The 22307-nt window shown below is 39.5% G+C and carries 21 protein-coding genes and 1 other annotated feature; of the genes, 17 read left to right on the forward strand and 4 right to left on the reverse strand.

The window, feature by feature from the left end:
- The first annotated feature begins 132 nt into the window (after positions 1–132).
- The 4 genes from GJU41_RS01995 to GJU41_RS02010 all read left to right on the forward strand — a co-directional run bounded on the left by GJU41_RS01995 (position 133) and on the right by GJU41_RS02010 (position 3727).
- Positions 133–1083: an ABC transporter permease gene (locus tag GJU41_RS01995; protein WP_070879193.1), complete on the forward strand. Its 951-nt coding sequence runs from the start codon at positions 133–135 to the stop codon at positions 1081–1083.
- A gap of 14 nt (positions 1084–1097) precedes the next feature.
- A complete protein-coding gene (gene opp4C / locus GJU41_RS02000; RefSeq protein ID WP_070879192.1) occupies positions 1098–2015 on the forward strand; it encodes an oligopeptide ABC transporter permease in 918 nt (305 codons plus the stop codon).
- A 347-nt stretch (positions 2016–2362) separates the two neighbouring features.
- Positions 2363–3109: a YjbA family protein gene (locus GJU41_RS02005; protein ID WP_070879191.1), complete on the forward strand. Its 747-nt coding sequence runs from the start codon at positions 2363–2365 to the stop codon at positions 3107–3109.
- 129 nt (positions 3110–3238) lie between these two features.
- A complete protein-coding gene (locus GJU41_RS02010; protein ID WP_070879190.1) occupies positions 3239–3727 on the forward strand; it encodes an STAS domain-containing protein in 489 nt (162 codons plus the stop codon).
- Positions 3728–3771: 44 nt separating this feature from the next.
- Here GJU41_RS02010 and trpS read toward each other — a convergent pair whose 3' ends face one another.
- Together trpS and GJU41_RS02020 are read right to left on the reverse strand one after the other, a co-directional pair.
- A complete protein-coding gene (gene trpS, locus GJU41_RS02015; RefSeq protein ID WP_070879189.1) occupies positions 3772–4761 on the reverse strand; it encodes a tryptophan--tRNA ligase in 990 nt (329 codons plus the stop codon).
- Positions 4762–4814: 53 nt separating this feature from the next.
- Positions 4815–5023: a binding site (T-box leader), on the reverse strand.
- Positions 5024–5074: 51 nt separating this feature from the next.
- Positions 5075–5434, reverse strand: coding sequence for a DUF3899 domain-containing protein (locus tag GJU41_RS02020; RefSeq protein ID WP_070879188.1), 360 nt, complete (start codon positions 5432–5434; stop codon positions 5075–5077).
- A 416-nt stretch (positions 5435–5850) separates the two neighbouring features.
- Between GJU41_RS02020 and GJU41_RS02025 the strand changes: the two genes are divergently transcribed.
- The 6 genes from GJU41_RS02025 (at position 5851) to GJU41_RS02050 (ending at position 13143) form a co-directional block, all read left to right on the forward strand.
- Positions 5851–7548, forward strand: coding sequence for a peptide ABC transporter substrate-binding protein (locus tag GJU41_RS02025; protein ID WP_070879187.1), 1698 nt, complete (start codon positions 5851–5853; stop codon positions 7546–7548).
- A 147-nt stretch (positions 7549–7695) separates the two neighbouring features.
- Complete coding sequence (gene opp3b / locus GJU41_RS02030) at positions 7696–8622, forward strand: oligopeptide ABC transporter permease (protein ID WP_154317917.1); 927 nt, start codon at positions 7696–7698, stop codon at positions 8620–8622.
- Complete coding sequence (opp3C, locus tag GJU41_RS02035) at positions 8622–9644, forward strand: oligopeptide ABC transporter permease (RefSeq protein WP_070879185.1); 1023 nt, start codon at positions 8622–8624, stop codon at positions 9642–9644. Before opp3b ends, opp3C begins: the two co-directional genes overlap by 1 nt.
- Before the next feature lie 20 nt (positions 9645–9664).
- Entirely contained in the window at positions 9665–10708 is a 1044-nt protein-coding gene (locus GJU41_RS02040; protein ID WP_154317918.1) for an ABC transporter ATP-binding protein, read from the forward strand.
- Positions 10709–10711: 3 nt separating this feature from the next.
- A complete protein-coding gene (locus GJU41_RS02045) occupies positions 10712–11650 on the forward strand; it encodes an ABC transporter ATP-binding protein (protein WP_070879312.1) in 939 nt (312 codons plus the stop codon).
- A 287-nt stretch (positions 11651–11937) separates the two neighbouring features.
- Positions 11938–13143 (forward strand): putative glycoside hydrolase, encoded by a 1206-nt coding sequence (locus GJU41_RS02050; protein ID WP_396653156.1) that lies wholly within the window; start codon positions 11938–11940, stop codon positions 13141–13143.
- Between the two features lie 443 nt (positions 13144–13586).
- Here GJU41_RS02050 and GJU41_RS02055 read toward each other — a convergent pair whose 3' ends face one another.
- Entirely contained in the window at positions 13587–13772 is a 186-nt protein-coding gene (locus GJU41_RS02055) for a hypothetical protein (RefSeq protein ID WP_375142483.1), read from the reverse strand.
- 120 nt (positions 13773–13892) lie between these two features.
- Between GJU41_RS02055 and GJU41_RS02060 the strand changes: the two genes are divergently transcribed.
- Both GJU41_RS02060 and spxA read left to right on the forward strand, forming a co-directional pair.
- A complete protein-coding gene (locus tag GJU41_RS02060; protein WP_070879182.1) occupies positions 13893–14471 on the forward strand; it encodes a GNAT family N-acetyltransferase in 579 nt (192 codons plus the stop codon).
- A gap of 282 nt (positions 14472–14753) precedes the next feature.
- A complete protein-coding gene (gene spxA, locus GJU41_RS02065; protein ID WP_070879181.1) occupies positions 14754–15155 on the forward strand; it encodes a transcriptional regulator SpxA in 402 nt (133 codons plus the stop codon).
- A 34-nt stretch (positions 15156–15189) separates the two neighbouring features.
- Here spxA and GJU41_RS02070 read toward each other — a convergent pair whose 3' ends face one another.
- On the reverse strand, positions 15190–15864 hold the full coding sequence (locus GJU41_RS02070; protein ID WP_070879180.1) for a TerC family protein: 675 nt from the start codon (positions 15862–15864) through the stop codon (positions 15190–15192).
- 321 nt (positions 15865–16185) lie between these two features.
- Here GJU41_RS02070 and mecA point away from each other — a divergent pair, with 321 nt between their 5' ends.
- From mecA to pepF, 5 genes are all read left to right on the forward strand, one after another.
- Positions 16186–16857 carry an adaptor protein MecA gene (mecA, locus tag GJU41_RS02075; RefSeq protein ID WP_070879179.1) on the forward strand — a complete coding sequence of 224 codons (672 nt, stop codon included), beginning with the start codon at positions 16186–16188 and terminating at the stop codon, positions 16855–16857.
- 92 nt (positions 16858–16949) lie between these two features.
- Positions 16950–18473, forward strand: a complete 1524-nt coding sequence (gene cls / locus GJU41_RS02080; protein ID WP_154317919.1) for a cardiolipin synthase — start codon at positions 16950–16952, stop codon at positions 18471–18473.
- Between the two features lie 111 nt (positions 18474–18584).
- Positions 18585–19778: a competence protein CoiA gene (locus GJU41_RS02085; RefSeq protein ID WP_154317920.1), complete on the forward strand. Its 1194-nt coding sequence runs from the start codon at positions 18585–18587 to the stop codon at positions 19776–19778.
- Between the two features lie 64 nt (positions 19779–19842).
- Positions 19843–20001, forward strand: coding sequence for a hypothetical protein (locus GJU41_RS02090; protein WP_154317921.1), 159 nt, complete (start codon positions 19843–19845; stop codon positions 19999–20001).
- Positions 20002–20079: 78 nt separating this feature from the next.
- Positions 20080–21897: an oligoendopeptidase F gene (gene pepF / locus GJU41_RS02095; protein ID WP_154317922.1), complete on the forward strand. Its 1818-nt coding sequence runs from the start codon at positions 20080–20082 to the stop codon at positions 21895–21897.
- Positions 21898–22307: the final 410 nt, after the last annotated feature.

The following is a 22307-nucleotide window of genomic DNA, read 5'->3' on the forward strand; positions in this document are numbered from 1 at the left end:
AGGGAAACTTGCAGAGGGAAGGGAATATTCCCTTCCCTTATTTTTATGAATTTGAAAATTGAACGAGTCTGCTGAGAATTCTGGACATGTTTTTATTTATAGAAAAATGAGAAGGAAAGGGGAGAACTAGCTGTGCTTACTTATATAATCCGCCGTACGTTAATGGCTATTCCCTTATTATTAGGCATCACCATTATCTCTTTTGCGATCATACGCTTAGCTCCTGGAGATCCAACAACATTATTAATGGATCCATCAATAAGTCCTGCTGATAAAGCGAAGTTTATGGAGAAATACGGATTAAATGATCCTGTACATATCCAATATTTAAAATGGCTCGGAAGCATGGTTCAGGGTGATTTTGGAACATCATTAATTCGAAAAGGTGTACCTGTAAGTGAAATGATTATGAATCGTTTGCCAAACACACTTCTTTTAATGGTCGTATCTACAATCCTTGCATTGGTGGTCGCCATTCCGTTTGGAATCATTTCAGCTGCAAGACCGTACACAAAAGTTGACTATACTGTTTCTGTCACTTCCTTTTTGGGGCTTGCCACTCCTAACTTCTGGCTCGGTTTAATTTTAATTATGGTATTTTCCGTTCAGCTTAATTGGTTCCCGACAGGAGGGACCTCCACCTTGAATGCCGAATTCAGCATATGGGACAGGATTCACCATCTCATGCTGCCTGCATTTGTGCTGGCCTCAGCCGATATGGCCGGGCTGACCAGGTATTCAAGGTCGAGCATGTTTGATGTTCTTAAACAGGATTACATGAGAACAGCGCGTGCAAAAGGATTCCGTGAATCAAAAGTAATTATCAAACACGGTGTCCGCAACGGATTAATCCCGATCATTACGATTTTCGGATTAATGATTCCTTCATTCATTGGCGGAGCTGTTGTCGTTGAGAAAATTTTCTCATGGCCTGGCATCGGACTGTTGTTCATCGATTCAGCATTCCAGCGCGATTATCCTGTCATTATGGCTTTAACCGTTATCTCTGCTGTATTTGTAGTTATCGGAAACTTAATTGCAGACATTCTTTATGCAATTTTTGATCCGAGAATTGAGTATTAGGAAGGGGGAGCAAAATGGCACAAACAAACCTAACACCTGAAACTTCTAATCAGCTGGCAGTTCATGGGAATTTAAAAGCGAACCCTGATACGTTAACGAAAATATTTTTCAGGAAATTTTATAAAAATAAACTGGCCGTCATTGGAGCAATTTTTCTATTCCTGGTCATTACGGCTGCTATTTTCGCACCTGTCATTGCACCATATTCTCCTGAGAGCCAGGATTTAATGAAAAAATTGGTGCCTCCAGGCGGCGAGAATATTCTCGGAACAGACCGTTTCGGAAGGGATCTGCTTACACGTTTATTGTATGGCGCTCAAGTCTCTCTGCTGGTTGGATTTGCATCTGTTCTTGGATCAATTACAATCGGAACGATCATTGGAGCAATCGCAGGCTACTTTGGAGGAATCATTGATGCAATATTAATGCGCTTTGTTGATATCGTCTTATCTATTCCGCAAATTTTCTTGCTGATCACTCTTGTAACTATCTTTAAACCAGGTGTAGACAAGCTTATTATTATCTTTGCTGTCCTCGGATGGACAACAACAGCACGTCTTGTGCGCGGAGAGTTTTTGTCTCTTCGTACGCGGGAGTTTGTGTTAGCTTCTAAAACAATCGGAACGAAAAGCTTTAAGATTATTTTCTCGCATATCCTTCCGAATGCGATTGGACCGATCATTGTTTCTGCAACATTATCTGTAGGCGGAGTCATCCTTGCTGAATCAACTTTAAGTTATTTGGGTCTAGGCATTCAGCCTCCTGTAGCAAGCTGGGGCAACATGCTTCAGGATGCACAGAACTTTACTATCCTGCTGACTGCACCATGGTACCCGCTGTTCCCAGGCTTATTGATTCTCTTTACCGTTCTTGCCTTTAACTTTGTTGGAGACGGGCTGCGCGACGCACTCGATCCAAAAGTGAATGAATAAGACAGCGTAGTCAAGAATTTATTCTTGACTATTTTTTATGGTCTGGTGAGTTAGAGTTATAATGATAGAATGCGGATTTATACTGATAGAACTGCAATCCATATTGAGATAATTCAACAATATTACCGATAGAATGGCATTTTACACTGATAAAACGCAAATTTCCGCTGATAGAATGACAATTCTCACTGATTAAACCCAAAACTTCACATATGTATAAATGTTCTCCAAAAGAACATGCTCAAAAATTGTCGAACGAAAACATCCATAAAATGAACGAATTGGAATATATTTTCTTCTCCCTGCCTATACTGAAAGACAAAAGCATCGGAAGTGAGGGGTATTAAATGTTGTTTCTTCATGATGTATGGGTGAACTGGTTTGAAGGAGAAGAAAACGGGTATAATGTATGTCATTTTCATGAATGGAGAAAAGATGACAGTGTTGAGCTTCTGGACCAGGTTCCGCTATTTAAAGTTAACTCGGTCTTATACCATTATATTGAGAATGATTTGTCGGAGCTGCCGCAGGGACTGTTAAAAGATGCCTTCCAAAAAGCATACATTCGCAAAAATCACGAGCGAATACAGCTTGATTACTGTTTCGTCATAACAGACGGACAGGGGATACTGGCAGTCGATACGATCGGCTACAGCATTCCAGTCCGCAAAAGCCGGTTAATTCCGCGCCAGGAACAGCTGGTTTATGAAATGATTAAAGATGTGGAAGCAGAAGAGTATTTGTTTGAAGCAGAATCCATGGAAAAGGAATTTCATATCCTGTCGCCAAGTCCATCACATATGAGCGGTTTGACAAGAAAAGAACGGCAATTAAAGCAGCTGCTTTTCATGGCCCTTGATCAGCTGCAGTCAACAAAAAATGCGGCTGAGGTTAAGTATTGGTACACCGAATGGAATCCAACGATGTATGAAATGATTCAGGACCTGAGCTTTGAAGATGTATGGAGAAAGCTTTACGATGAAACGCTAAATGGCTGGAGTCCTAAGCATATGACGCTATGTGAACATCTGATAAAGGGACAGCCATTCTTTGAGAAGCTGTGGGAAATGGAACATGAATCAAAAGTGAACTAGGACAAGCTCAAATAAAAGAAACCAATTCATAGAATATGGTTTCTTTTTTATGGCAAAAAAACGGTATTAAGTGAAAATGAATGGTAAAATAGAGCGGTATGCAATTATAAACGATTAGCGAGGGTTCATATGAGCAGCGAAAAAGAACAAATTGAAGAATTACAGGCGGAAATTCTTGAACTTAAAAAGCAATTAGCAGCAAGTGCTGAGATTATAAAAGAAATTTCTGTTCCGATTATCCCGTCCATTATTCCTGATACCATTCTTGTCCCGATTACCGGAAGACTTTCGTCTGAAAGATTTGATCAAATTATCTCAAAAATTTTAGAAGTTTCTCATTCAGATGAAATTTCTACTGTAATTGTTGATTTTTCAGCGATCTCAGAAAAAGAAATATGGGAACTCGATCTGTTTGGATCTTATATTCATAATATGACGTCAGCAATCAGGCTGATGGGCATTCAGATTCTGTATGTGGGCTTTGGGCCTGCTTTAACCCAGCTGCTTGTCACTTCCGGACTGACAAACTTTAATGAAATTCAGTCGTTTTTGACTTTCAGAACAGCTCTTCAATATTTAATGAGTCAAAAAGGAATGGAGTTTGAACAGCAAATATAAAAAGAGCATCGGATGCGATGCTCTCTTTTTATATAATTCATTATCTATCTTCTTTTTCTGCCAAGTCCCATTGCGTTTTCCATTTTTTTAATCATTTTGTTTGCCGCAGCATTTGCTCTTTCTGCACCGCGGTCTAAAATATGATCCAATTCTTCTGACTCTAATAAAGCATGGTACTTATCTTGAATTGGCTTCAGCACTTCAATCACGGAAGCCGCGGTATCGCTTTTAAAATCACCGTATCCTTTGCCTTCATATTTTTTCTCTAAATCATCAATGGACTCACCAGAAAGGATGGAGTAGATAGAGAGCAGATTAGAGACACCCGGTTTGTTTTCTTTATCGAATTTTACGATTCCTTCTGAATCCGTTACTGCGCTCTTGATTTTCTTTTCGATCGTCTTTGGTTCGTCTAATAAAGTAATAAACGATTTTAAATTTGGATCTGATTTGCTCATCTTTTTCAAAGGATCTGCAAGTGACATGACTCTTGCGCCGACTTTTGGAATGCTGACCTCAGGGATTGTAAAAATGTCGTTATACTTTTTGTTAAATCGCTCTGCCAGATCACGTGTCAGCTCTAAATGCTGTTTTTGGTCTTCACCGACAGGAACGATGTCCGTTTTATATAGTAGAATGTCGGCAGCCATTAGTGGAGGATAAGTTAATAACCCTGCAGAAACAGCTTCTTTTCCTGTAGATTTATCCTTAAATTGCGTCATTCTTTCAAGCTCTCCGATATAGGCGACACATTGAAGCATCCATCCTGCCTGAGCATGCGCGGGAACTTCAGACTGAACAAATAATGTTGCTTTTTCAGGATCGATGCCGATTGCAAGGTAAAGGGCTGCAAGACTGCGAATACTTTTGCGCAGCTGAAGACGATCCTGCGGGACAGTGATTGCGTGCTGATCTACGATGCAAAAGTAGCAATCGTAATCATGCTGAAGATCAACAAATTGCTTCATTGCCCCGATATAATTTCCGAGTGTAACGGATCCTGTGGGCTGTATGCCCGAAAAAATAGTTTTCATTTTATCACTCCTGTTTTAATTTACATACAAAAAAGCCCATTCGTGTCCTGCTGAACAGGGACGAATGGACCGCGGTGCCACCCTAATTATTTCTAAAAGAAATCACTTAACGTCTTTTAACGCAAGACGAAACGGCTGATCCTACTAATGTTCGGCCAGCTGCTCAAAAGTCCATTCCATAGCTTTCATTGCCTGCATTCCAGCAGCAGCAGGCTCTCTAAAAATGAAGTCACTATGTACTACTCTTTATCATCGCTTCATAAATAAGTATTTTTTTTCATTATAAAAGCTTATGAGCAGATAATCAACTGCTTTACAGGTAATAGAGCATTAACCCAGCAAGCATAGTGGCAGCAAGGAGCAGGCCTGCTAATAAAAATGGCATGTATTCAATGCTCAGCAGCTCAGAAAACAGCCTCATTTCCTCCACTTCTTCCTTTTCTAAATTGCTGCCTTTTGATTGAAAGGTTCTTCTAAAACCTTGTGTAATTCCATCAAAAAATCCACCTTCCGCTACAAGCAGGAACAGCGAAATGAAGAGCAGAATTCCAGATATGTAAAAAGAAATATTGATATAGTGAAGAAGCGTGATCTCTCCATAGAATAGAAGGGAGAGCATAAAGACTAGAACAAACGACACGGAAAACGTTGATAAAAATAATTTTCGTTTCATAAATACCCTCTTTTTTTAACTAATTATACTAAAATGTAAACCGTTCAAATAGTAATTTTGTATCGAAATATACGAAAGATATTATAGCACGAAAAGTAAAACTAGTCAGAATCTTTTCATTATGCCCGCAAAATAGTTTATTAACTATTGTTGTATATTGTATACATTTTATATTTTACACACTATTTAAATTCTTTACAAAGACTAAGCATTTGGTATTTCCTGTGTAAATTAACTGAAATATCAGGACAGAATACAGCATAATTTATAGGTATAAAGAACTATTTTTCGTTAAAAATAGTCTTAATTTTATTGCATTTGTGTAAATTTTATTAAAAAAATGAATGTACAAAAATTCGAAAGCTTGTATAATAGTGTTTGTAAGAATTTTTTAAAAATAAAAGGGAGGGTTATTAATGAAAAAGTCAAAATTTTCATTGCTTTTAGTTCTTTCGCTTGTATTAAGCGTTTTCTTAACGGCTTGCTACGGCGGAGGCAATTCAAGTTCTTCTGACGGAGGAGACAAAGAGAAAGACTCTAAAGAAGAAACAAATGTGGCACAGGAGCTTAAAGTTCTAGAATCATCTGAGATTCCTTCAATGGACTCTGTATTAGCTGAAGATACAATCAGCTTATCTCAATTGAACAATACGAATGAGGGTTTATACCGTATTGATGAAAACCAAGAGCCAGTTCCTGGAATGGCTGATGGTGAGCCTGAAGCAAATGAAGAGGGCACAGAATATACAATTAAAATTAAAGAAGATGCTAAATGGTCTAACGGTGAGCAGGTTACAGCAAACGACTTCGTGTTTGCTTGGCAGCGCGCTCTTAACCCTGAAACAGGATCTGCATATGGACCATACATGATGATGGGTAAAATTAAAAATGCAGAAGCATTATATAATGGTAAAGCTAAACCTGAAGAATTAGGCGTTAAAGCTAAAGATGAAAAAACATTGGTGGTAACTCTTGAAAAACCAATTCCTTTCTTTAAATCATTGATGGCTTTCCCGACTTTCTATCCTCAAAACCAAAAGTTTGTTGAAGAACAGGCTGCAAACTTCGGTAAAAAATCAGAAAATTTAGTGTTCAACGGACCTTTCACGATCCAAGGATGGGAAGGACCTGCTGATACTGAGTGGACTTTAGAGAAAAATTCTGAATACTGGGATGCAAAAAATGTAAGCCTTGATAAAATTACATTCAACGTTTCAAAAGATCCTCAGGCTGCAGCAAATGCATTTGAAGCTGGAGAAGCAGATGTTACTCCTAAACTTTCAACACCGGCTGTTATCGCTCAATATGAAGGTGATGACCGTTTGTTAAGATGGTTAGAGCCTACAATTTTCTGGCTTAAATTAAACCAGAAGAACGAAGCTCTTGCTAACGTAAACATCCGTAAAGCAATCGCGATGGCATTTAATAAAGAAGATTTAACAAACGAAATCTTAAACAATGGATCTATTCCAGCTAACTATGCTGTACCGAAAGAATTCGTTACAAACCCAGAAACTGGCGAAGACTTCCGCGAAGCTAATGGAGACCTATTAACTTACAACGTAGAAGAAGCTAAAAAGCTTTGGGCTAAAGGCTTAGAAGAAATCGGCCAAAAAGAAGTGAAATTAGTATACCTTGGCGGAGACACTGAAACGTCAAAAACAATCGATTCTTACATGAAAGATCAGCTTCAAAACAATCTTGAAGGCTTAACAATCGATGTACAAAGTGTTCCTTTCAGCGTTCGTTTAGACCGCGACAAAACAATGGATTATGATATCCAGGCAGCTGGCTGGGGTCCTGACTACCTAGATCCGATTTCTTTCTCTGATCTATGGATTACAGATGGCGGAAATAACAGAATGGCATATTCTAACGAAAAATATGACAAGTTATTAAAAGACGCTCAAACAACTTTAGCTAACGATCCAGCTAAACGTTTTGAAGCTCTTCAAGAAGCTGAGAAAGTTGTGTTAGAAGAAGATGCTGGTATCGCACCAATTTACCAACGTGCATCTAATCTATTAATCAACAAAAAAGTTGAAGGATTCACATATCACCTTGTTGGTCCTGAATACAGCTACAAGTGGATTAAAATCACTGACGCTGAGTAATAACCATTTACCAATTCAAGTCGAATGATTATAATCAAAAAGAATAAAAAGAGAGTATATGCTATATACTCTCTTTTTACCTGCTAAAGAATTGTCGAAATATGTAGATGATTCTGAATTTTTCATATAGTTCTAGGAGGTGCACACATGGTTAAATATTTTGGCCAACGTATGATTTACATGCTTATCACACTTATATTAATTGCTTCATTTACATTTTTCCTTATGAAAGTGATCCCCGGTACTCCATTTAAAAACAACAAGCTGTCAGATGCACAGGTAGAGATCATGAAAGAAAAATATGGATTAGATGAGCCTGTACCTGTTCAGTACTTTACCTATATGACAAACCTTGCTAAAGGTGACTTGGGAGTATCTTTCCAATTTAACAACACTCCGGTAACTGAGCTGCTTGCTGCTCGTATAGCCCCATCTGCCATCCTCGGATTTCAGGCAATGTTTGTAGGAACGATATTAGGAATATTTCTTGGTATTCTCGGAGCACTGCGTCAGAATACATGGGTGGATTACGGTGCAACATTCTTTGCTGTTATCGGTAAATCCATTCCATCGTTTGTTTTTGCCGGATTAATGCAATATTACATCGGTGTAAAGCTCGGATGGCTTCCGGTTGCCTTCTGGCGCGGACCAGAATACAGCATTTTGCCTACAATAGCTCTTGCTATGTTCCCAATTGCGATTGCTGCACGTTTTATGAGAACAGAAATGATTGATGTTTTAAATTCAGATTACATTACACTAGCAAAAGCCAAAGGCGCAAGCTACTTTGAAATCGCCTTTAAACATGCACTGCGTAATGCTTTAATTCCAGTTGTAACGGTTTTAGGACCGCTTGCTGTTGGACTTATGACCGGATCCCTTGTTATTGAGAAAATTTTCTCCGTACCTGGAATTGGAGAGCAGTTCGTTAAATCGATTACAGTAAACGACTACCCTGTCATCATGGGTACTACCCTTTTATTTGCTTTCCTATTTGTTTTAATTATTCTTGTTGTCGATATTTTATACGGCATCATTGACCCACGAATTCGTTTAGCGGGAGGTAAAAAATAATGTCACAAAAAGAAATCAGCAAAGAATTATTCGAACCCGCTAAGTTAGATTCTGCAAAAAGTGAGGAAATCAATAAGCCGAGTCTGAATTATTGGCAGGATGCTTGGCTTCGGGTTAAGAAAAATAAAGCTGCCGTGTTCAGCATGGTTGTTATTGTTCTGCTTGCACTTTTAGCTTTTATCGGTCCTGCTGTCAGCGGATACGATTCAGCCCGCCAAAAAGCAACACATGCAAACTTGCCTCCGCGTATTCAAGGACTTGAAAACATCGAATGGCTTCCTTTTGATGGAACAAGAACTCTTAATAATGGAGAAGAAGTAAAGGTTTATGAGCAAAAACAAATTAAAGAATACTACTGGCTTGGAACAGATAACCTGGGCCGTGATCAGTTTACCCGCATCTGGAAAGGGACACAAATCTCACTATACATCGCATTTTTAGCAGCATTCATCGACATGGTGATCGGTGTTGCTTACGGTGCAATTTCCGGATATTTCGGCGGACGCCTTGACAATGTCATGCAGCGTATCATTGAAGTGCTGATGGGTATACCAAACTTAGTTGTCGTTATCTTAATGATTTTGATATTAAAGCCTGGTATTATTTCAATTACAGTTGCGTTAACAATCACTGGATGGGTTGGAATGGCAAGGGTTGTTCGCGCTCAAGTACTTAAAATGAAGAATCAGGAATTTGTTTTGGCATCGAGAACACTTGGTGCAAGCCATGCGAAAATTATCTTTAAGCATATGATTCCTAACTTAGTTGGGGTTATTATCATTAATACAATGTTTACCATCCCGAATGCTATTTTCTTCGAGGCGTTCTTAAGCTTCATCGGACTTGGATTACAGGATCCTCTTGCCTCTCTAGGAACGTTAATTGATGAAGGGTTTAAATCAATGAGAGCATTCCCTTATCAAATGATTTACCCGGCGATCGTAATCAGTGTCATTATGATTGCATTTAACATGATTGCAGACGGACTGCGCGATGCGCTGGATCCTAAGATGAGAGACTAGAAAAAGGCAGGTGACCTAAGATGGAAAAAATATTAGAAGTAAAAGATTTGCATATTTCGTTCCACACGTTTGCAGGAGAAGTACAAGCCATTCGCGGTGTGGACTTTGACTTGAAAAAAGGGGAAACACTGGCGATTGTAGGAGAATCAGGCTCCGGTAAATCTGTTACAACAAAATCCATCATGAGATTATTGCCTGAGAGCAACTCTGAAATCAAACAAGGTGAAATTCTCTTTAATGGAAAGAACTTGGCGGAACTGTCTGATAAACAAATGCAGAAAATCCGCGGTAAAGATATCTCTATGATTTTTCAGGATCCAATGACTTCATTGAATCCTACAATGATTGTTGGAAAGCAAATCATGGAGCCGATTGTAAAGCACCAGAATATGAGCAAAGCACAGGCAAAGGAAAGAGCGATTGACCTTTTGCGTCTTGTTGGAATTCCAAAACCTGAGCTGCGCTTCAAACAATATCCCCATCAGTTCTCGGGCGGTATGAGACAGAGGGTTGTTATTGCCATCGCGCTTGCTTGTAATCCGAAAGTGTTAATTGCGGACGAGCCTACTACCGCTCTTGATGTTACGATTCAAGCTCAGATTCTGGAACTGATGAAGGATCTGCAAAAGAAAATTGACACCTCGATCATTTTCATTACACATGATCTTGGAGTAGTAGCAAATGTTGCTGATCGTGTAGCGGTTATGTACGTAGGAAAAATCATTGAGATTGGAACGGTAGATGAGATTTTCTACAATCCGCAGCATCCGTATACTTGGGGCCTTATCAGTTCAATGCCTAGCCTTGATTCGCAAGATCAGGAGCTGTATGCAATACCTGGAACGCCTCCAAATTTATTGCATCCTCCAAAAGGCGATGCTTTTGCACCGCGTAACGAATATGCCATGCAAATTGATTTAGAACAGCAGCCGCCAATGTTTAAAGTTTCGGATACACATTACGCTGCTACATGGCTGCTTCATCCTGATGCACCAAAAGTTGAACCGCCTGCAGCGGTAAAGCTTCGTCAGCGCAAGTTCCCTGAAATGAAGGAGGGAAAGTAAGTGATGGAAAGAGAAAAACTACTTGAGGTCAAAAATTTAAAACAGCATTTTAATGTAGGTAAAGCAAATGAAGTAAAAGCAGTTGATAATATTTCATTTGATATCTATAAAGGTGAAACCCTTGGACTTGTTGGTGAGTCAGGCTGCGGAAAGTCTACAACCGGCCGTTCAATTATCCGTTTATACGATGCTACAGACGGTGAAGTGAAATTTAATGGCGTAAACGTTCACGGTAAAAAATCAAAAAGCGAGCTGAAAATCTTTAACCGCAAAATGCAGATGATTTTCCAGGATCCATACGCTTCCTTAAACCCGCGAATGAAAGTATCTGACGTTATTGCCGAGGGAATTGATATTCATGGTTTGGCAAAATCAGATAAAGAGCGGATGGAAAGAGTGTACGAGCTTCTTGAAACAGTAGGTCTGAACCGGGAGCATGCTAACCGTTTTCCGCATGAATTCAGCGGCGGGCAGCGTCAGCGTATCGGAATCGCGCGTGCACTTGCAGTAGATCCTGACTTCATTATTGCAGATGAGCCAATCTCTGCACTTGATGTGTCAATTCAGGCACAGGTAGTAAACTTAATGAAGAAACTGCAAAAAGAAAAAGGCCTTACGTATCTATTTATTGCCCATGACCTTTCAATGGTAAAATACATCAGCGACCGCATCGGTGTTATGTATTTCGGCAAGCTTGTTGAACTTGCAGATGCAGAAGAGCTATACAAAAATCCGATTCATCCTTATACACAAGCGTTGCTTTCTGCTATTCCTCTTCCAGATCCTGATTATGAGCGCACTCGTGTCAGAAAGAAATACGACCCGGCCCAGCATCAGTATACAGAAGGAGATGAGCCGCAGTTCCGTGAAGTAAAACCAGGCCATTTCGTTATGTGTTCAGAAGCTGAATACAAGCAGTACAAAACTTTATATGCGAAGTAATGCAAAGTGATCTCATGGACTGAGATCACTTTTTTTACTGTTTAGGAAATAATAAAAGTTATTGAGTGTGGATATTGCAATTAGGATATCTCCGGTAAGCTCCGGCGCCTAACTCCTCGGTCAGAACGGAGCGGGCCTTGGGGCCTGCGCTTTTGTTCTGTGTAAAAAGAATGAGGAATGAAAGCGGAAAGCTGTAGAAAATTGTCAAAATAAGTCCCAATACATGTATGAACATCCTGAATTTTCATTTATAATGAGGAGAGATCAGCAAATGGAGGGTGTTAAACGTGGCTTTTTTTCAAAAGATTGTACCTGCATTCCTGATAGCAGGGTCTATTGCTGCAGCTGGAGCAGGCTATCAGGTGCAGGCAGACACAGGCTTAGTTGCTGCTGCACACGATAGTAAAGAACTTGTATATCAAAAGAAAGAATTGCCGGATTCGATGCCCCGTTTTGTATTTGATTCAGGATTGAAGTTTGAATATCCAGATGCAATCAGAGGAATCTATGTAACAGGCCATTCTGCCGGAGGAAGCAAGTTTGAACAGCTGACAAAGCTTATGGATACAACGGATTTAAACGCAATGGTCATTGATGTGAAAGATGATTACGGGAATTTGACTTATCGCCCGGACCCCGCGTCTCCTTATTACGATATTAGTCAACAATACATAAAAGATCCGCGGGCCATGCTGAAAGAGCTTGAGAAAAAGAAAATCTATCCGATTGCGAGAGTTGTTGTTTTTAAGGATTCGGTTCTTGCAAATAAAAAACCGGAATGGTCATATAAAGACGGAAACAGTGTCTGGAAAAACGGGCGCGGAGAATCTTTTGTAAACCCATTTGTAAAAGAAGTATGGGATTACAATGTTCAGATTGCTATTGAAGCCGCAAAGCTCGGTTTTCAGGAAATTCAATTTGATTACGTCCGTTTCCCTGAAGGGTTTGAAAATAAAGATGCCACGCTAAAATACAGCCACGGGGATTATACAGATTCAAAACAAGATAATGTTCAAAAACGCGTAACAGCTGTAACGGATTTTGTTGAATACGCAAGAGAAAAATTGAAGCCTTACGGCGTTAAAACGTCGGTTGATATCTTTGGATATACAGCGACATTGCCTGAAGCACCAGGAATCGGCCAAAACTTCACCAAGATCTCAGACCATGTTGATGTCATCTCATCCATGATTTATCCAAGTCACTGGACGGCCTATTTCGGCATTGCGAAGCCTGACTTAAAACCTTACGAACTCATTACTGAATATGCCAAGCTTGAAAATAAAAAGCTGGATGAGCTGAAAACAAGACCCGTATCGCGGCCATGGCTTCAGGATTTCACAGCCTCATGGCTTGGCAGCGGAAACTACAAAAAGTACGGAAAAGAAGATGTAGAAGCCCAAATCAAGGCATTGAATGATCAGGGGATAGAAGAGTACCTTCTTTGGAATGCCGGAAATAACTATACAAAAGGCGTAGATTACACGCCTTGATTTATAAGCCTATAAGAGAGTGATGCAAGATATAAGAGGAAACGGGTACTAAATTGCACAGCAATTTAGTACCCGTTTTTTCTATGATTCCCCAAAACCGTGCTTCAGCGTGAAAAGTGTCCTCAAAGGTATCTATGATTCCCCAAAACCGTGATTCAGCGTGAAAAGTGTCCTCAAAGGGTGTCTATGATTCCACAATATCGTGCTCCAGCGAGAAAAGTGTCCTCAAAGACCGTCTATTATTCCTCAAACCTCATTTACAGTCCTGTTTTGGAGACACAAACGCCTTCAATGTTTCCCTCAGAACACAACGTAGCCTCTTCAGAATCAACTGCACTATATGATCCCCAAAAATTAACGATCCTTCAGTGGATTAAGAGTGTTTCACATGAAATTCAAAACAAAAAAACCGGTCATCAAGACCGGTTTCCTTCATTAAAATACTATCTCCGCCTGCCGCCGACTTTTCGCCATCCTGCCTGCGTTTTTAAAGTATGCTCAACGTTTTCATTTTTCTTTTTTCCGCTGAAGATGGTTTCGCCGATTCCATTCGTTATGACTCCCATTAAAGCTGTTATTCCAATAACCAAAGCAGCAACAAGCAGAAAATCGAACGCATATTCAAACAAAATCTTCACCATCCCATTATTTACTTATAATTTTATAGTAGCTTATGTTTAACACTAAGAAAAGAGGGTATATCTAATTTAGAAAGAAATGAACGTTAAAAACGTGCAAGGAGCGGGTCAATGAACTGGTATGAGAAGTTAAATCAATATTTTCCTATTGAGGAAATGAAGTCTAAAGAACATATCGAAACTCTTTTAAAAGAGCGGGGTGATATTTATCATAAAGATGAAGGAGAACATCATGTTCTTATGTATGCCGAATTAGAAGATTTCATCTTTATTGACTACTTGTTTGTATCGAAAAAAGCGAGAGGACAAGGTCTTGGCCATAAGCTGATTTCAAATTTAAAAGAGATTGGAAAACCGATTATTCTAGAGGTGGAACCCGTGGATGAAGATATTCTTGATACGGGCAAGCGCTTAAAGTTCTATCAGCGAGAAGGGTTTCAGCATGCAAAATCAATTGGATACAGAAGAAAGTCGCTTGCTACAAACGAAGTGAATGCAATGGAAATTCTTTATTGGTCCCCTGAAGATGCTTCTGAAGAATTAATATATGAAGCCATGAAAAAAACATACTTAATGATTCATACTTACAAAGATAAAGAAATCTACGGAAAAGAATATCAGGATGTCCAGGAAGTATTATCCATGCAGGATCAGGATAAGCAGAAAGATATTTTCGATAGCCTGGATTAATTGAGAATCAGATAGCCTCATCCTGAGTGATGGATGAACCTGAAAGAACAGGATTTTAGAGCAAGTTTGATTAAAAAGTAAATATTATCCGTCGATTTTTTACGGAATTGTAACTGTTTTGTCAAACATTTGTATTTAAAAAGTGTATACTTACTTACTTTTCTATAGTATAATTCGTTATAGATATTACTTAATTGTAGTTATTTCAATTTAAACACAGAGTAATTCTAATTACTAATATAAGCAGTCTGCTCATTTTACACAAAAAGGAGTGAAAGGTTTATGGTAACGTTATATACATCACCAAGCTGTACTTCTTGTCGTAAAGCAAAAGCATGGTTAGAAGAACATGAAATAGCATATACAGAACGCAACATTTTTTCTGAGCCATTGTCAGTTGATGAGATTAAAGAAATCTTGCGCATGACTGAAGATGGAACTGATGAAATTATTTCAACTCGTTCAAAGATCTTTCAAAAATTGAATGTGAACGTTGAAACAATGCCTCTTCAAGATCTATATGATCTCATTCAGGAGCACCCAGGCCTACTCAGACGCCCTATCATCATTGATGAAAAGCGATTGCAGGTCGGGTACAATGAAGATGAAATCAGACGCTTCTTGCCAAGAAAAGTCCGCACATATCAGCTGCGTGAAGCACAGCGTTTAGTGAATTTCAGTTAATGAATCATAACCCATAGAAAACCTTCCTTATCAATTAAGGAAGGTTTTCGTTTTTTTCGATGCGCTGATAAATCATGCCTGACAGGATTAAAAATAAAATGAGCAAATAAGGGAGCATAACACCCATGCTTGGATGGGTATGGAAGATTGGTGCGAGCTTGTGTTCATGGATAATCATTTTTCCTGCAGTATAAGCAAGCATTCCTCCTCCGATATAAATGAGGGCAGGATATTTGTCCAAAATTTTCAGAATAAGATTGCTGCCCCAAATCATAATCGGAATTGAGATTAAAAGTCCGATGACGACCAGAACCGTCTGGCCGTTAGCCGCCCCCGCAACTGCAATGACATTATCCATTCCCATCAGCATATCAGCAAGTACAATAGTCTGAACGGCCTTTCTCAATGAATGATGACTCTTAATTTCTCCTTCCTTCTCCTGCGTTCCTACAATTAAATGATACGCGATGTAGAGGAGCAGGATTCCGCCAATCAGCTGTACAAAAGGAATCTGGAACAAGTAGACAGCTACGGAAGTAAGCATGATGCGAACTCCGATTGCGAAGACCGTTCCTAAAATAACTGCTTTTTTCCGCTGTTTAGGAGGAAGATTTCGGCTTGCCATTGCAATAACGATCGCGTTGTCTCCTCCAAGGAGCAAATCAATGCCGATAATCATAATCAAAGACATGAGAAATTCCTGTTCCATTTAAGTACCTCTTTCCCTGTTATAGACTGCTCGTACCATATATATGAAGAGAACTTTGATTTATGAGCCATTCTATATAGGTAAATAACTGTTTTTGTAAATTCAAGGTTTTTTTATTTCATTCGGAGCTGTTTTATCATAAAATAGGAGTACAAGAATCTTGAAAGGCAAGTCTCATTTTCAAGACAAGTTTTATAAGCTAATGATGCGTTGCGCTGACGATTAAATAGCTGCTGATTTGGGTAAAGTGTAGAAAAGTGCAACTTATTTAGGGGTTTAGTTGTCCCTTCAACATCATATATAGAAGGGAAGGTTGTAAAGATGGAGATAGAACGTATTAATGAATATACCGTAAAGTTTTATATTTCATATCTTGATATAGAAGAACGCGGTTTTGACAGAGATGAAATCTGGTACAACCGCGAAAGAAGTGAAGAGCTTTTTTGGGAAATGATGGATGAAGTCCACGATGAGGAAGACTTCATGGTGGAAGGGCCGCTGTGGATTCAGGTTCAAGCTCTTGATAAGGGTTTAGAAGTCATTGTCACAAGAGCTCAGCTTTCAAAAGACGGTCAGAAGATTGAGCTTCCATTGTCAGAGGATAAAATGAAGGAGCTGCCGGTTGATGAGAACATCGAGTCTATTCTTGATCAGCACTTTAATGATGATCTTGACGACAAATCGGACGGTTCCGCTGAGGAAGAAGAGCAGCAGCTGCAATTCCTGATAAAATTTAATGATTTTGAACATATTATTGCTTTAGCCCAAGTTCCTGTGAGCGGCTTTATCAATTCACTGTACTCACTGGATAAAAACTACTATCTGTTTGTAGAGTTTGATGAGCAGCACTCAGATGAAGACATTGAGAATATGCTTAGTATTATACTCGAGTATGGACAAGAATCGCGCATGACGATTCACCGCGTCACCGAATACGGCAAGGAAATTATTGCGGATGAAGCTCTTGACGTTGTTAAGAAACATTTTAGCTAAACAGGAAAAAAATGCCGATTTCATGCAGTTGAAGTCGGCTTTTTTAAGCATTAATTTTACGACAGAACCTTTATAAAAGTCAGGGGTAAAACATGAAAAATACGGTTCGAGTGCTCTTATTTGCCATTATTATTGGTTTTTCCATCTACATCATTCAAAATTTCACGGGCAGTATCTCAAGTGAATGGATGATCACTGCTACTACTGTTCTTTTTACTTTTTCAATTATTTTTATTGGATTTGTCATATTTCTTGAAAACCGCAAACCATCTCAAACCATTACATGGCTTGTTGTTCTTGGAAGTTTTCCGCTGATCGGCTTTTTGTTTTATCTTGTATTTGGCCGCAATGTGAGAAAGAAGAAGTTATTTGACCGAAAAGCGCTGGTCGATGAAAAAATCATGTTTGAAATTGAAGGCAATCAATCGACTTATGAGGATAGAATTGATTTAATGGGCGACCATCAGCAAATGCTTTTTAATCTTGCCCACCGCCTTGGACATACCCCTATCTCTTTCGCTACAAGAACGAAAGCATTAACGAATGGCAATGAGACTTTTGGTCACATTTTCGGCGAAATAGAGAAGGCTAAGCATCACATTCACCTTGAATATTATATAGTCAGACACGATGAAGTCGGCAGCAAATTAAAAGATGCTTTGATTAAGAAAGCAAAAGAAGGCGTAGAGGTTCGCTTTTTATTTGATTCGGTCGGAAGCTGGAAATTATCAAAGTCGTACATTAAAGAAATGCAGCAGGCAGGCATTGATGTTGTTTCATTCTTACCAGTGAAAATGCCCTTTTTGAATAACAAAGTCAATTTCCGCAATCATAGAAAAATCATTGTCATCGATGGAACAGTCGGGTTTGTCGGCGGTTTGAATGTTGGTGATGAATACTTGGGCAAGAATGAATATTTCGGATTTTGGCGTGACACTCATTTAATGGTGTGGGGAGAAGCTGTCCGCACACTGCAAATGATTTTTCTCCAGGATTGGTATTACATGACCGGTGAAAATATTGTGAAGAAGGAATATAAGACTCCCTCTGTACAGCTTGAAGAGCATGAAGGCGGTGTACAGATCATCGCAGGAGGACCTGACAACAAATGGGAAGTCATTAAAAATCTGTTCTTCTCGATGATTACATCTGCCAAAGATTCCATCTGGATTGCCTCACCTTATTTCGTTCCCGATGAAGATATTCTTTCAGCCTTAAAGGTAGCTTCATTAAGCGGCGTGGACGTGAGGCTTCTCGTTCCAAAGCGGCCGGATAAAAAGATCGTCTTTTATGCTTCAAGGTCTTACTTCCTGGAACTGCTTGAGGCGGGTGTGAAAATTTACGAGTATGAAGAAGGCTTTATGCACAGCAAAATTGTGATTGTTGATTATGAACTGGCATCTATTGGAACAGCAAATATGGATATGAGAAGCTTCCATTTGAATTTTGAAGTAAATGCCTTTCTTTACCGGACAAGAAGCACGCAAAAGCTTGTCGATGAGTATGAACGTGACCTTAAAGTATCCCATGAAATCATCATGGATGAATTCAACAAGCGTCCTTTCAGGCAGAAGCTTTATGAATCAATGTCCAGGCTTCTTTCACCTCTGCTTTAATAAGAAAAGACATGCCGATGAGAGAACGCGGCGTGTCTTTTTTATTCCTTATTAAGGAAAAATTTTATATAATGAAGAAGAGAATCATAAAATAGGAGCTGATGCAAAGCTATGTTAGTTGCTAAAAACACCAAAGGAACGATGATGAATCTTTGGGACAAGCAATGGGATGCAACGATTCTCATGCAAGTAAGAAGGGAAGAAACATTTTACTGTCCTGTGTGTGATAATCCGCTTGATTTAAAGATTGGCAGCATTAAAGTTCCTCATTTTGCACACCAAAAAAATAAAGCGTGCACCATAGAAACGGAGCCTGAAAGCGAGTACCACCTGAATGGAAAACTCCAGCTGTATAAATGGCTGCAGGGACAAAGTGTACTAAGTGCCAAGCTTGAGCAGTACCTGCCAAATATCACACAGCGTCCCGATGTCCTCTTTAAAAATAGAAATAGATACACAGCTATTGAATATCAATGCTCAGTCATTCCTGCTGCTCTTTTTTCAAAACGGACCAGCCGATATAAACAAGCGGGTATTGAGGCTATGTGGATATTAGGCGCTAGAAAAACTGCAAGATTAAGCAGTCACACCTTTCGCATCTCTCCTTTTCAATGGCTGTTTACAAGAACAGGCGAAACTCCGCTTGATCCGCCATCTATCTATACTTACTGCTCTGAAATGCAGGCATTCCTCATACTTGAACATCTCATTCCTTTTTCAAAACAAATCTTCTTCGTCATTCCAAGGTATTTGCCGCTAAATCAAACTTCTATTTCTGATCTTCAATGTCCAAAAACAAACTCCATTAAACCTCATCTTTCAAAATGGATTCACCTCATCAAATCACACCGCTTAAAACCGGCTTTCCATCTTCCGCCTGAGCTGATATTGCTTCAGAAAGAACTTTATGAAAAAAAGCATATTCCACTATCCCACCTTCCTCCTGAAGCTTTTCTTCCAATCGATACGGGCTATCTGTTTGATTCCCGCATCTACTTTTGGCAAACCAAGATTCTATTGTTCATAGATCAAATTCAGAAACATACGATTTTTACTCTTGAAGAAGTGACCCGGGAAATAAGGACGGACTCATCCATTAATGTACGTGAACTTTCTCATTTAAAAATGATTCCAATTGGTGCACCTATTCTTGAATATTTAGAAACATTATCACACATGGGAATGCTTCAGCGTGTTCATAAAAACAAATATGTCAAACAGAGAGAAATCACATGGCAGAGTGCATCTGCTGACTTATTAAAGAGAGATGAAATGGTTATAAAGCTATTTGCTCAATCTAAATGATTTGTATGAACAGCGGAAGGACGAAGCAACCTATGGAAGAGAGATTACGAATGGAGGAAAGAAGATGTTTTATAAAAAAAGACGGAAAAGCAATCTGTTTGATTATACTTTGACAGCTGTCAGCACAGGTGCCATTGCATGGCTGATGACAAAGTCAATGCGCGAAAATGGTGAGAAGGATGTCGACAGCCGTCAGGACTTGTCTGATATGCAGGGAAAATAGCAAGACTCTTAGATTGATTTGCAAGAAAATATAGAATATTATTGGGGTAATCATGTTTAAAGGGGGATTTAGATTACTATGGCAGAACAAACAGCTGTAAAAACATTGCCTAAACGAAGTGATATCGCTGTTGAAGATACATGGAGACTAGAAGATATTTTTAAAAATGATGAAGCCTGGGAAGCAGAGTTTAAAGAAGTGAAAGCTGCCTTGCCCAAAATTGGAGAATTCAAGGACAAGCTCGGAGAATCAGCAGATGCATTTTTAGAAGCACTTACATATCAGGATGCTGTGATGGAGAGGTTAGGAAAGCTTTATACATATGCCCACATGAGATACGACCAGGACACAGGTAATTCCCACTACCAGGGTTTAAATGACCGTGCTTCAAATCTGTACACACAGGCAAGCAGTGTTTCATCCTACATCATTCCTGAGATTTTATCCATGGATGAAGCAAAAATCAAAAGCTTCTTAAATGAAAAAGAAGAGCTTAAGGTATACGGTCATACGCTGGATGAAATTAACCGCCAGCGCCCGCACGTATTATCTGCAGAGCAGGAAGCCCTGCTTGCGCAGGCTTCAGATGTATTGGGATCATCAAGCAATACATTCGGCATGCTGAATAATGCAGATCTTGAATTTCCTTCTATAAAAGATGAGGACGGCGAAGAGGTAGAAGTAACCCACGGCCGCTATATCCGCTTTTTAGAAAGCGAAGACCGCAGAGTAAGACAGGATGCATTTAAAGCTGTATACAGCACGTATGATAAATACAAGAACACATTTGCAAGCACGCTTAGCGGGGCAGTTAAAAAAGATAACTTCTATGCAGCCGTAAGAAATTATCAATCAGCACGCGAAGCCGCTCTCGGCAATAATAATATTCCTGAAGAAGTGTATGAGAATCTCGTTAAAACGGTCAACGATAATCTCCACCTCCTTCATAAGTACATTGAGCTCCGCAAAAAAGTGCTCGGCCTTGAGGAACTCCATATGTACGATCTTTTCACACCGCTCGTTAAAGACGTGAAAATGAAAATCCCTTATGCTGAAGCAAAAGACTATTTGCTTAAAGGGCTTGCTCCGCTTGGCGAAGATTACTTGGCAATTTTAAATGAAGGCTTTGAAAACCGCTGGGTCGATGTTCATGAAAACAAAGGAAAAAGAAGCGGTGCCTATTCATCAGGAACATACGGCACAAATCCTTATATCCTCATGAACTGGCAGGATAATGTGAATAATCTCTTTACACTGGCTCACGAATTCGGCCACTCCGTGCACAGCTATTACACAAGAAAATCTCAGCCTTATCAGTATGGACATTATTCAATCTTTGTAGCAGAGGTAGCTTCTACATGCAACGAAGCATTGCTGAATGACTATCTGCTGAAAACGATCGATGATAAGAAAAAACAGCTGTATCTCTTGAATCATTATCTAGAAGGATTCAGAGGCACAGTGTTCCGTCAAACAATGTTTGCTGAGTACGAACATACTATTCATAAAAAAGCGCAGGAAGGCGAACCGCTGACGCCGGATCTATTAACGAAGCTATATTATGATCTGAACAAAAAATACTTCGGAGAACACTTGGCAGTCGACGAGGAAATTGGCCTGGAATGGGCAAGAATTCCTCACTTCTACTACAACTATTACGTGTACCAGTATGCTACTGGTTTCAGTGCGGCAACTGCTCTCAGCAAGCAGATCCTTGAAGAAGGAAAGCCTGCGGTCGACCGCTATCTGGAGTTCCTGAAATCAGGAAGCTCGGATTATCCGATTGAAGTATTGAAAAAAGCCGGCGTGGATATGACATCACCGCAGCCAATCGAAGAAGCATTGAAGGTATTTGAAGAGAAGCTGAATGAGATGGAACAGCTTTTGTCAGAGTAAATAAGAAGAATGCAGCCATGCAGGGCTGCATTCTTCTTTTGTTTCTTCATAGGAGGAAAGCGTGGAGGATTGCGAGAATAAAAAAGCGAAATGAAGATAAATAAGCAGTTATAGTGCTATAAATGAATGCTGTCAGTCAGAACATAAAAACGGTTCGGCTAGAAAAAGTGAAAAATCGGCTAAAAAATCATCGAATTCCGCTAGAAAGAGCTGATTAAAAGTTCAGGCAACTGCTATGCTGTTGCTCTTATTTAATTTAATTACGCTCTTTTTATAAACTTTGTTGCTTTTAGAATAAATGTTTAAAACCAATAGTGGATTGTAGCGGAAGGTACTTGACTCCTGCGGGAAATTAGAGGGAAATGGGAGACCCCACAGGCAAAGCCGAGGAGGCCCCCAGACGGACCGCG

The organism is Metabacillus idriensis, from assembly GCF_009674765.1.
Classification (GTDB): domain Bacteria; phylum Bacillota; class Bacilli; order Bacillales; family Bacillaceae; genus Bacillus_P; species Bacillus_P idriensis.

Bases quoted from the DNA above. Each gene is read 5' to 3' on its own strand.
- opp4C (WP_070879192.1), top strand. From the start codon at position 1,098: ATGGCACAAACAAACCTAACACCTGAAACTTCTAATCAGCTGGCAGTT.
- GJU41_RS02005 (WP_070879191.1), top strand. From the start codon at position 2,363: ATGTTGTTTCTTCATGATGTATGGGTGAACTGGTTTGAAGGAGAAGAA.
- GJU41_RS02010 (WP_070879190.1), top strand. From the start codon at position 3,239: ATGAGCAGCGAAAAAGAACAAATTGAAGAATTACAGGCGGAAATTCTT.
- trpS (WP_070879189.1), bottom strand. From the start codon at position 4,761: ATGAAAACTATTTTTTCGGGCATACAGCCCACAGGATCCGTTACACTC.
- GJU41_RS02020 (WP_070879188.1), bottom strand. From the start codon at position 5,434: ATGAAACGAAAATTATTTTTATCAACGTTTTCCGTGTCGTTTGTTCTA.
- GJU41_RS02025 (WP_070879187.1), top strand. From the start codon at position 5,851: ATGAAAAAGTCAAAATTTTCATTGCTTTTAGTTCTTTCGCTTGTATTA.
- opp3b (WP_154317917.1), top strand. From the start codon at position 7,696: ATGGTTAAATATTTTGGCCAACGTATGATTTACATGCTTATCACACTT.
- opp3C (WP_070879185.1), top strand. From the start codon at position 8,622: ATGTCACAAAAAGAAATCAGCAAAGAATTATTCGAACCCGCTAAGTTA.
- GJU41_RS02040 (WP_154317918.1), top strand. From the start codon at position 9,665: ATGGAAAAAATATTAGAAGTAAAAGATTTGCATATTTCGTTCCACACG.
- GJU41_RS02045 (WP_070879312.1), top strand. From the start codon at position 10,712: ATGGAAAGAGAAAAACTACTTGAGGTCAAAAATTTAAAACAGCATTTT.
- GJU41_RS02060 (WP_070879182.1), top strand. From the start codon at position 13,893: ATGAACTGGTATGAGAAGTTAAATCAATATTTTCCTATTGAGGAAATG.
- spxA (WP_070879181.1), top strand. From the start codon at position 14,754: ATGGTAACGTTATATACATCACCAAGCTGTACTTCTTGTCGTAAAGCA.
- GJU41_RS02070 (WP_070879180.1), bottom strand. From the start codon at position 15,864: ATGGAACAGGAATTTCTCATGTCTTTGATTATGATTATCGGCATTGAT.
- mecA (WP_070879179.1), top strand. From the start codon at position 16,186: ATGGAGATAGAACGTATTAATGAATATACCGTAAAGTTTTATATTTCA.
- cls (WP_154317919.1), top strand. From the start codon at position 16,950: ATGAAAAATACGGTTCGAGTGCTCTTATTTGCCATTATTATTGGTTTT.
- GJU41_RS02085 (WP_154317920.1), top strand. From the start codon at position 18,585: ATGTTAGTTGCTAAAAACACCAAAGGAACGATGATGAATCTTTGGGAC.
- GJU41_RS02090 (WP_154317921.1), top strand. From the start codon at position 19,843: ATGTTTTATAAAAAAAGACGGAAAAGCAATCTGTTTGATTATACTTTG.
- pepF (WP_154317922.1), top strand. From the start codon at position 20,080: ATGGCAGAACAAACAGCTGTAAAAACATTGCCTAAACGAAGTGATATC.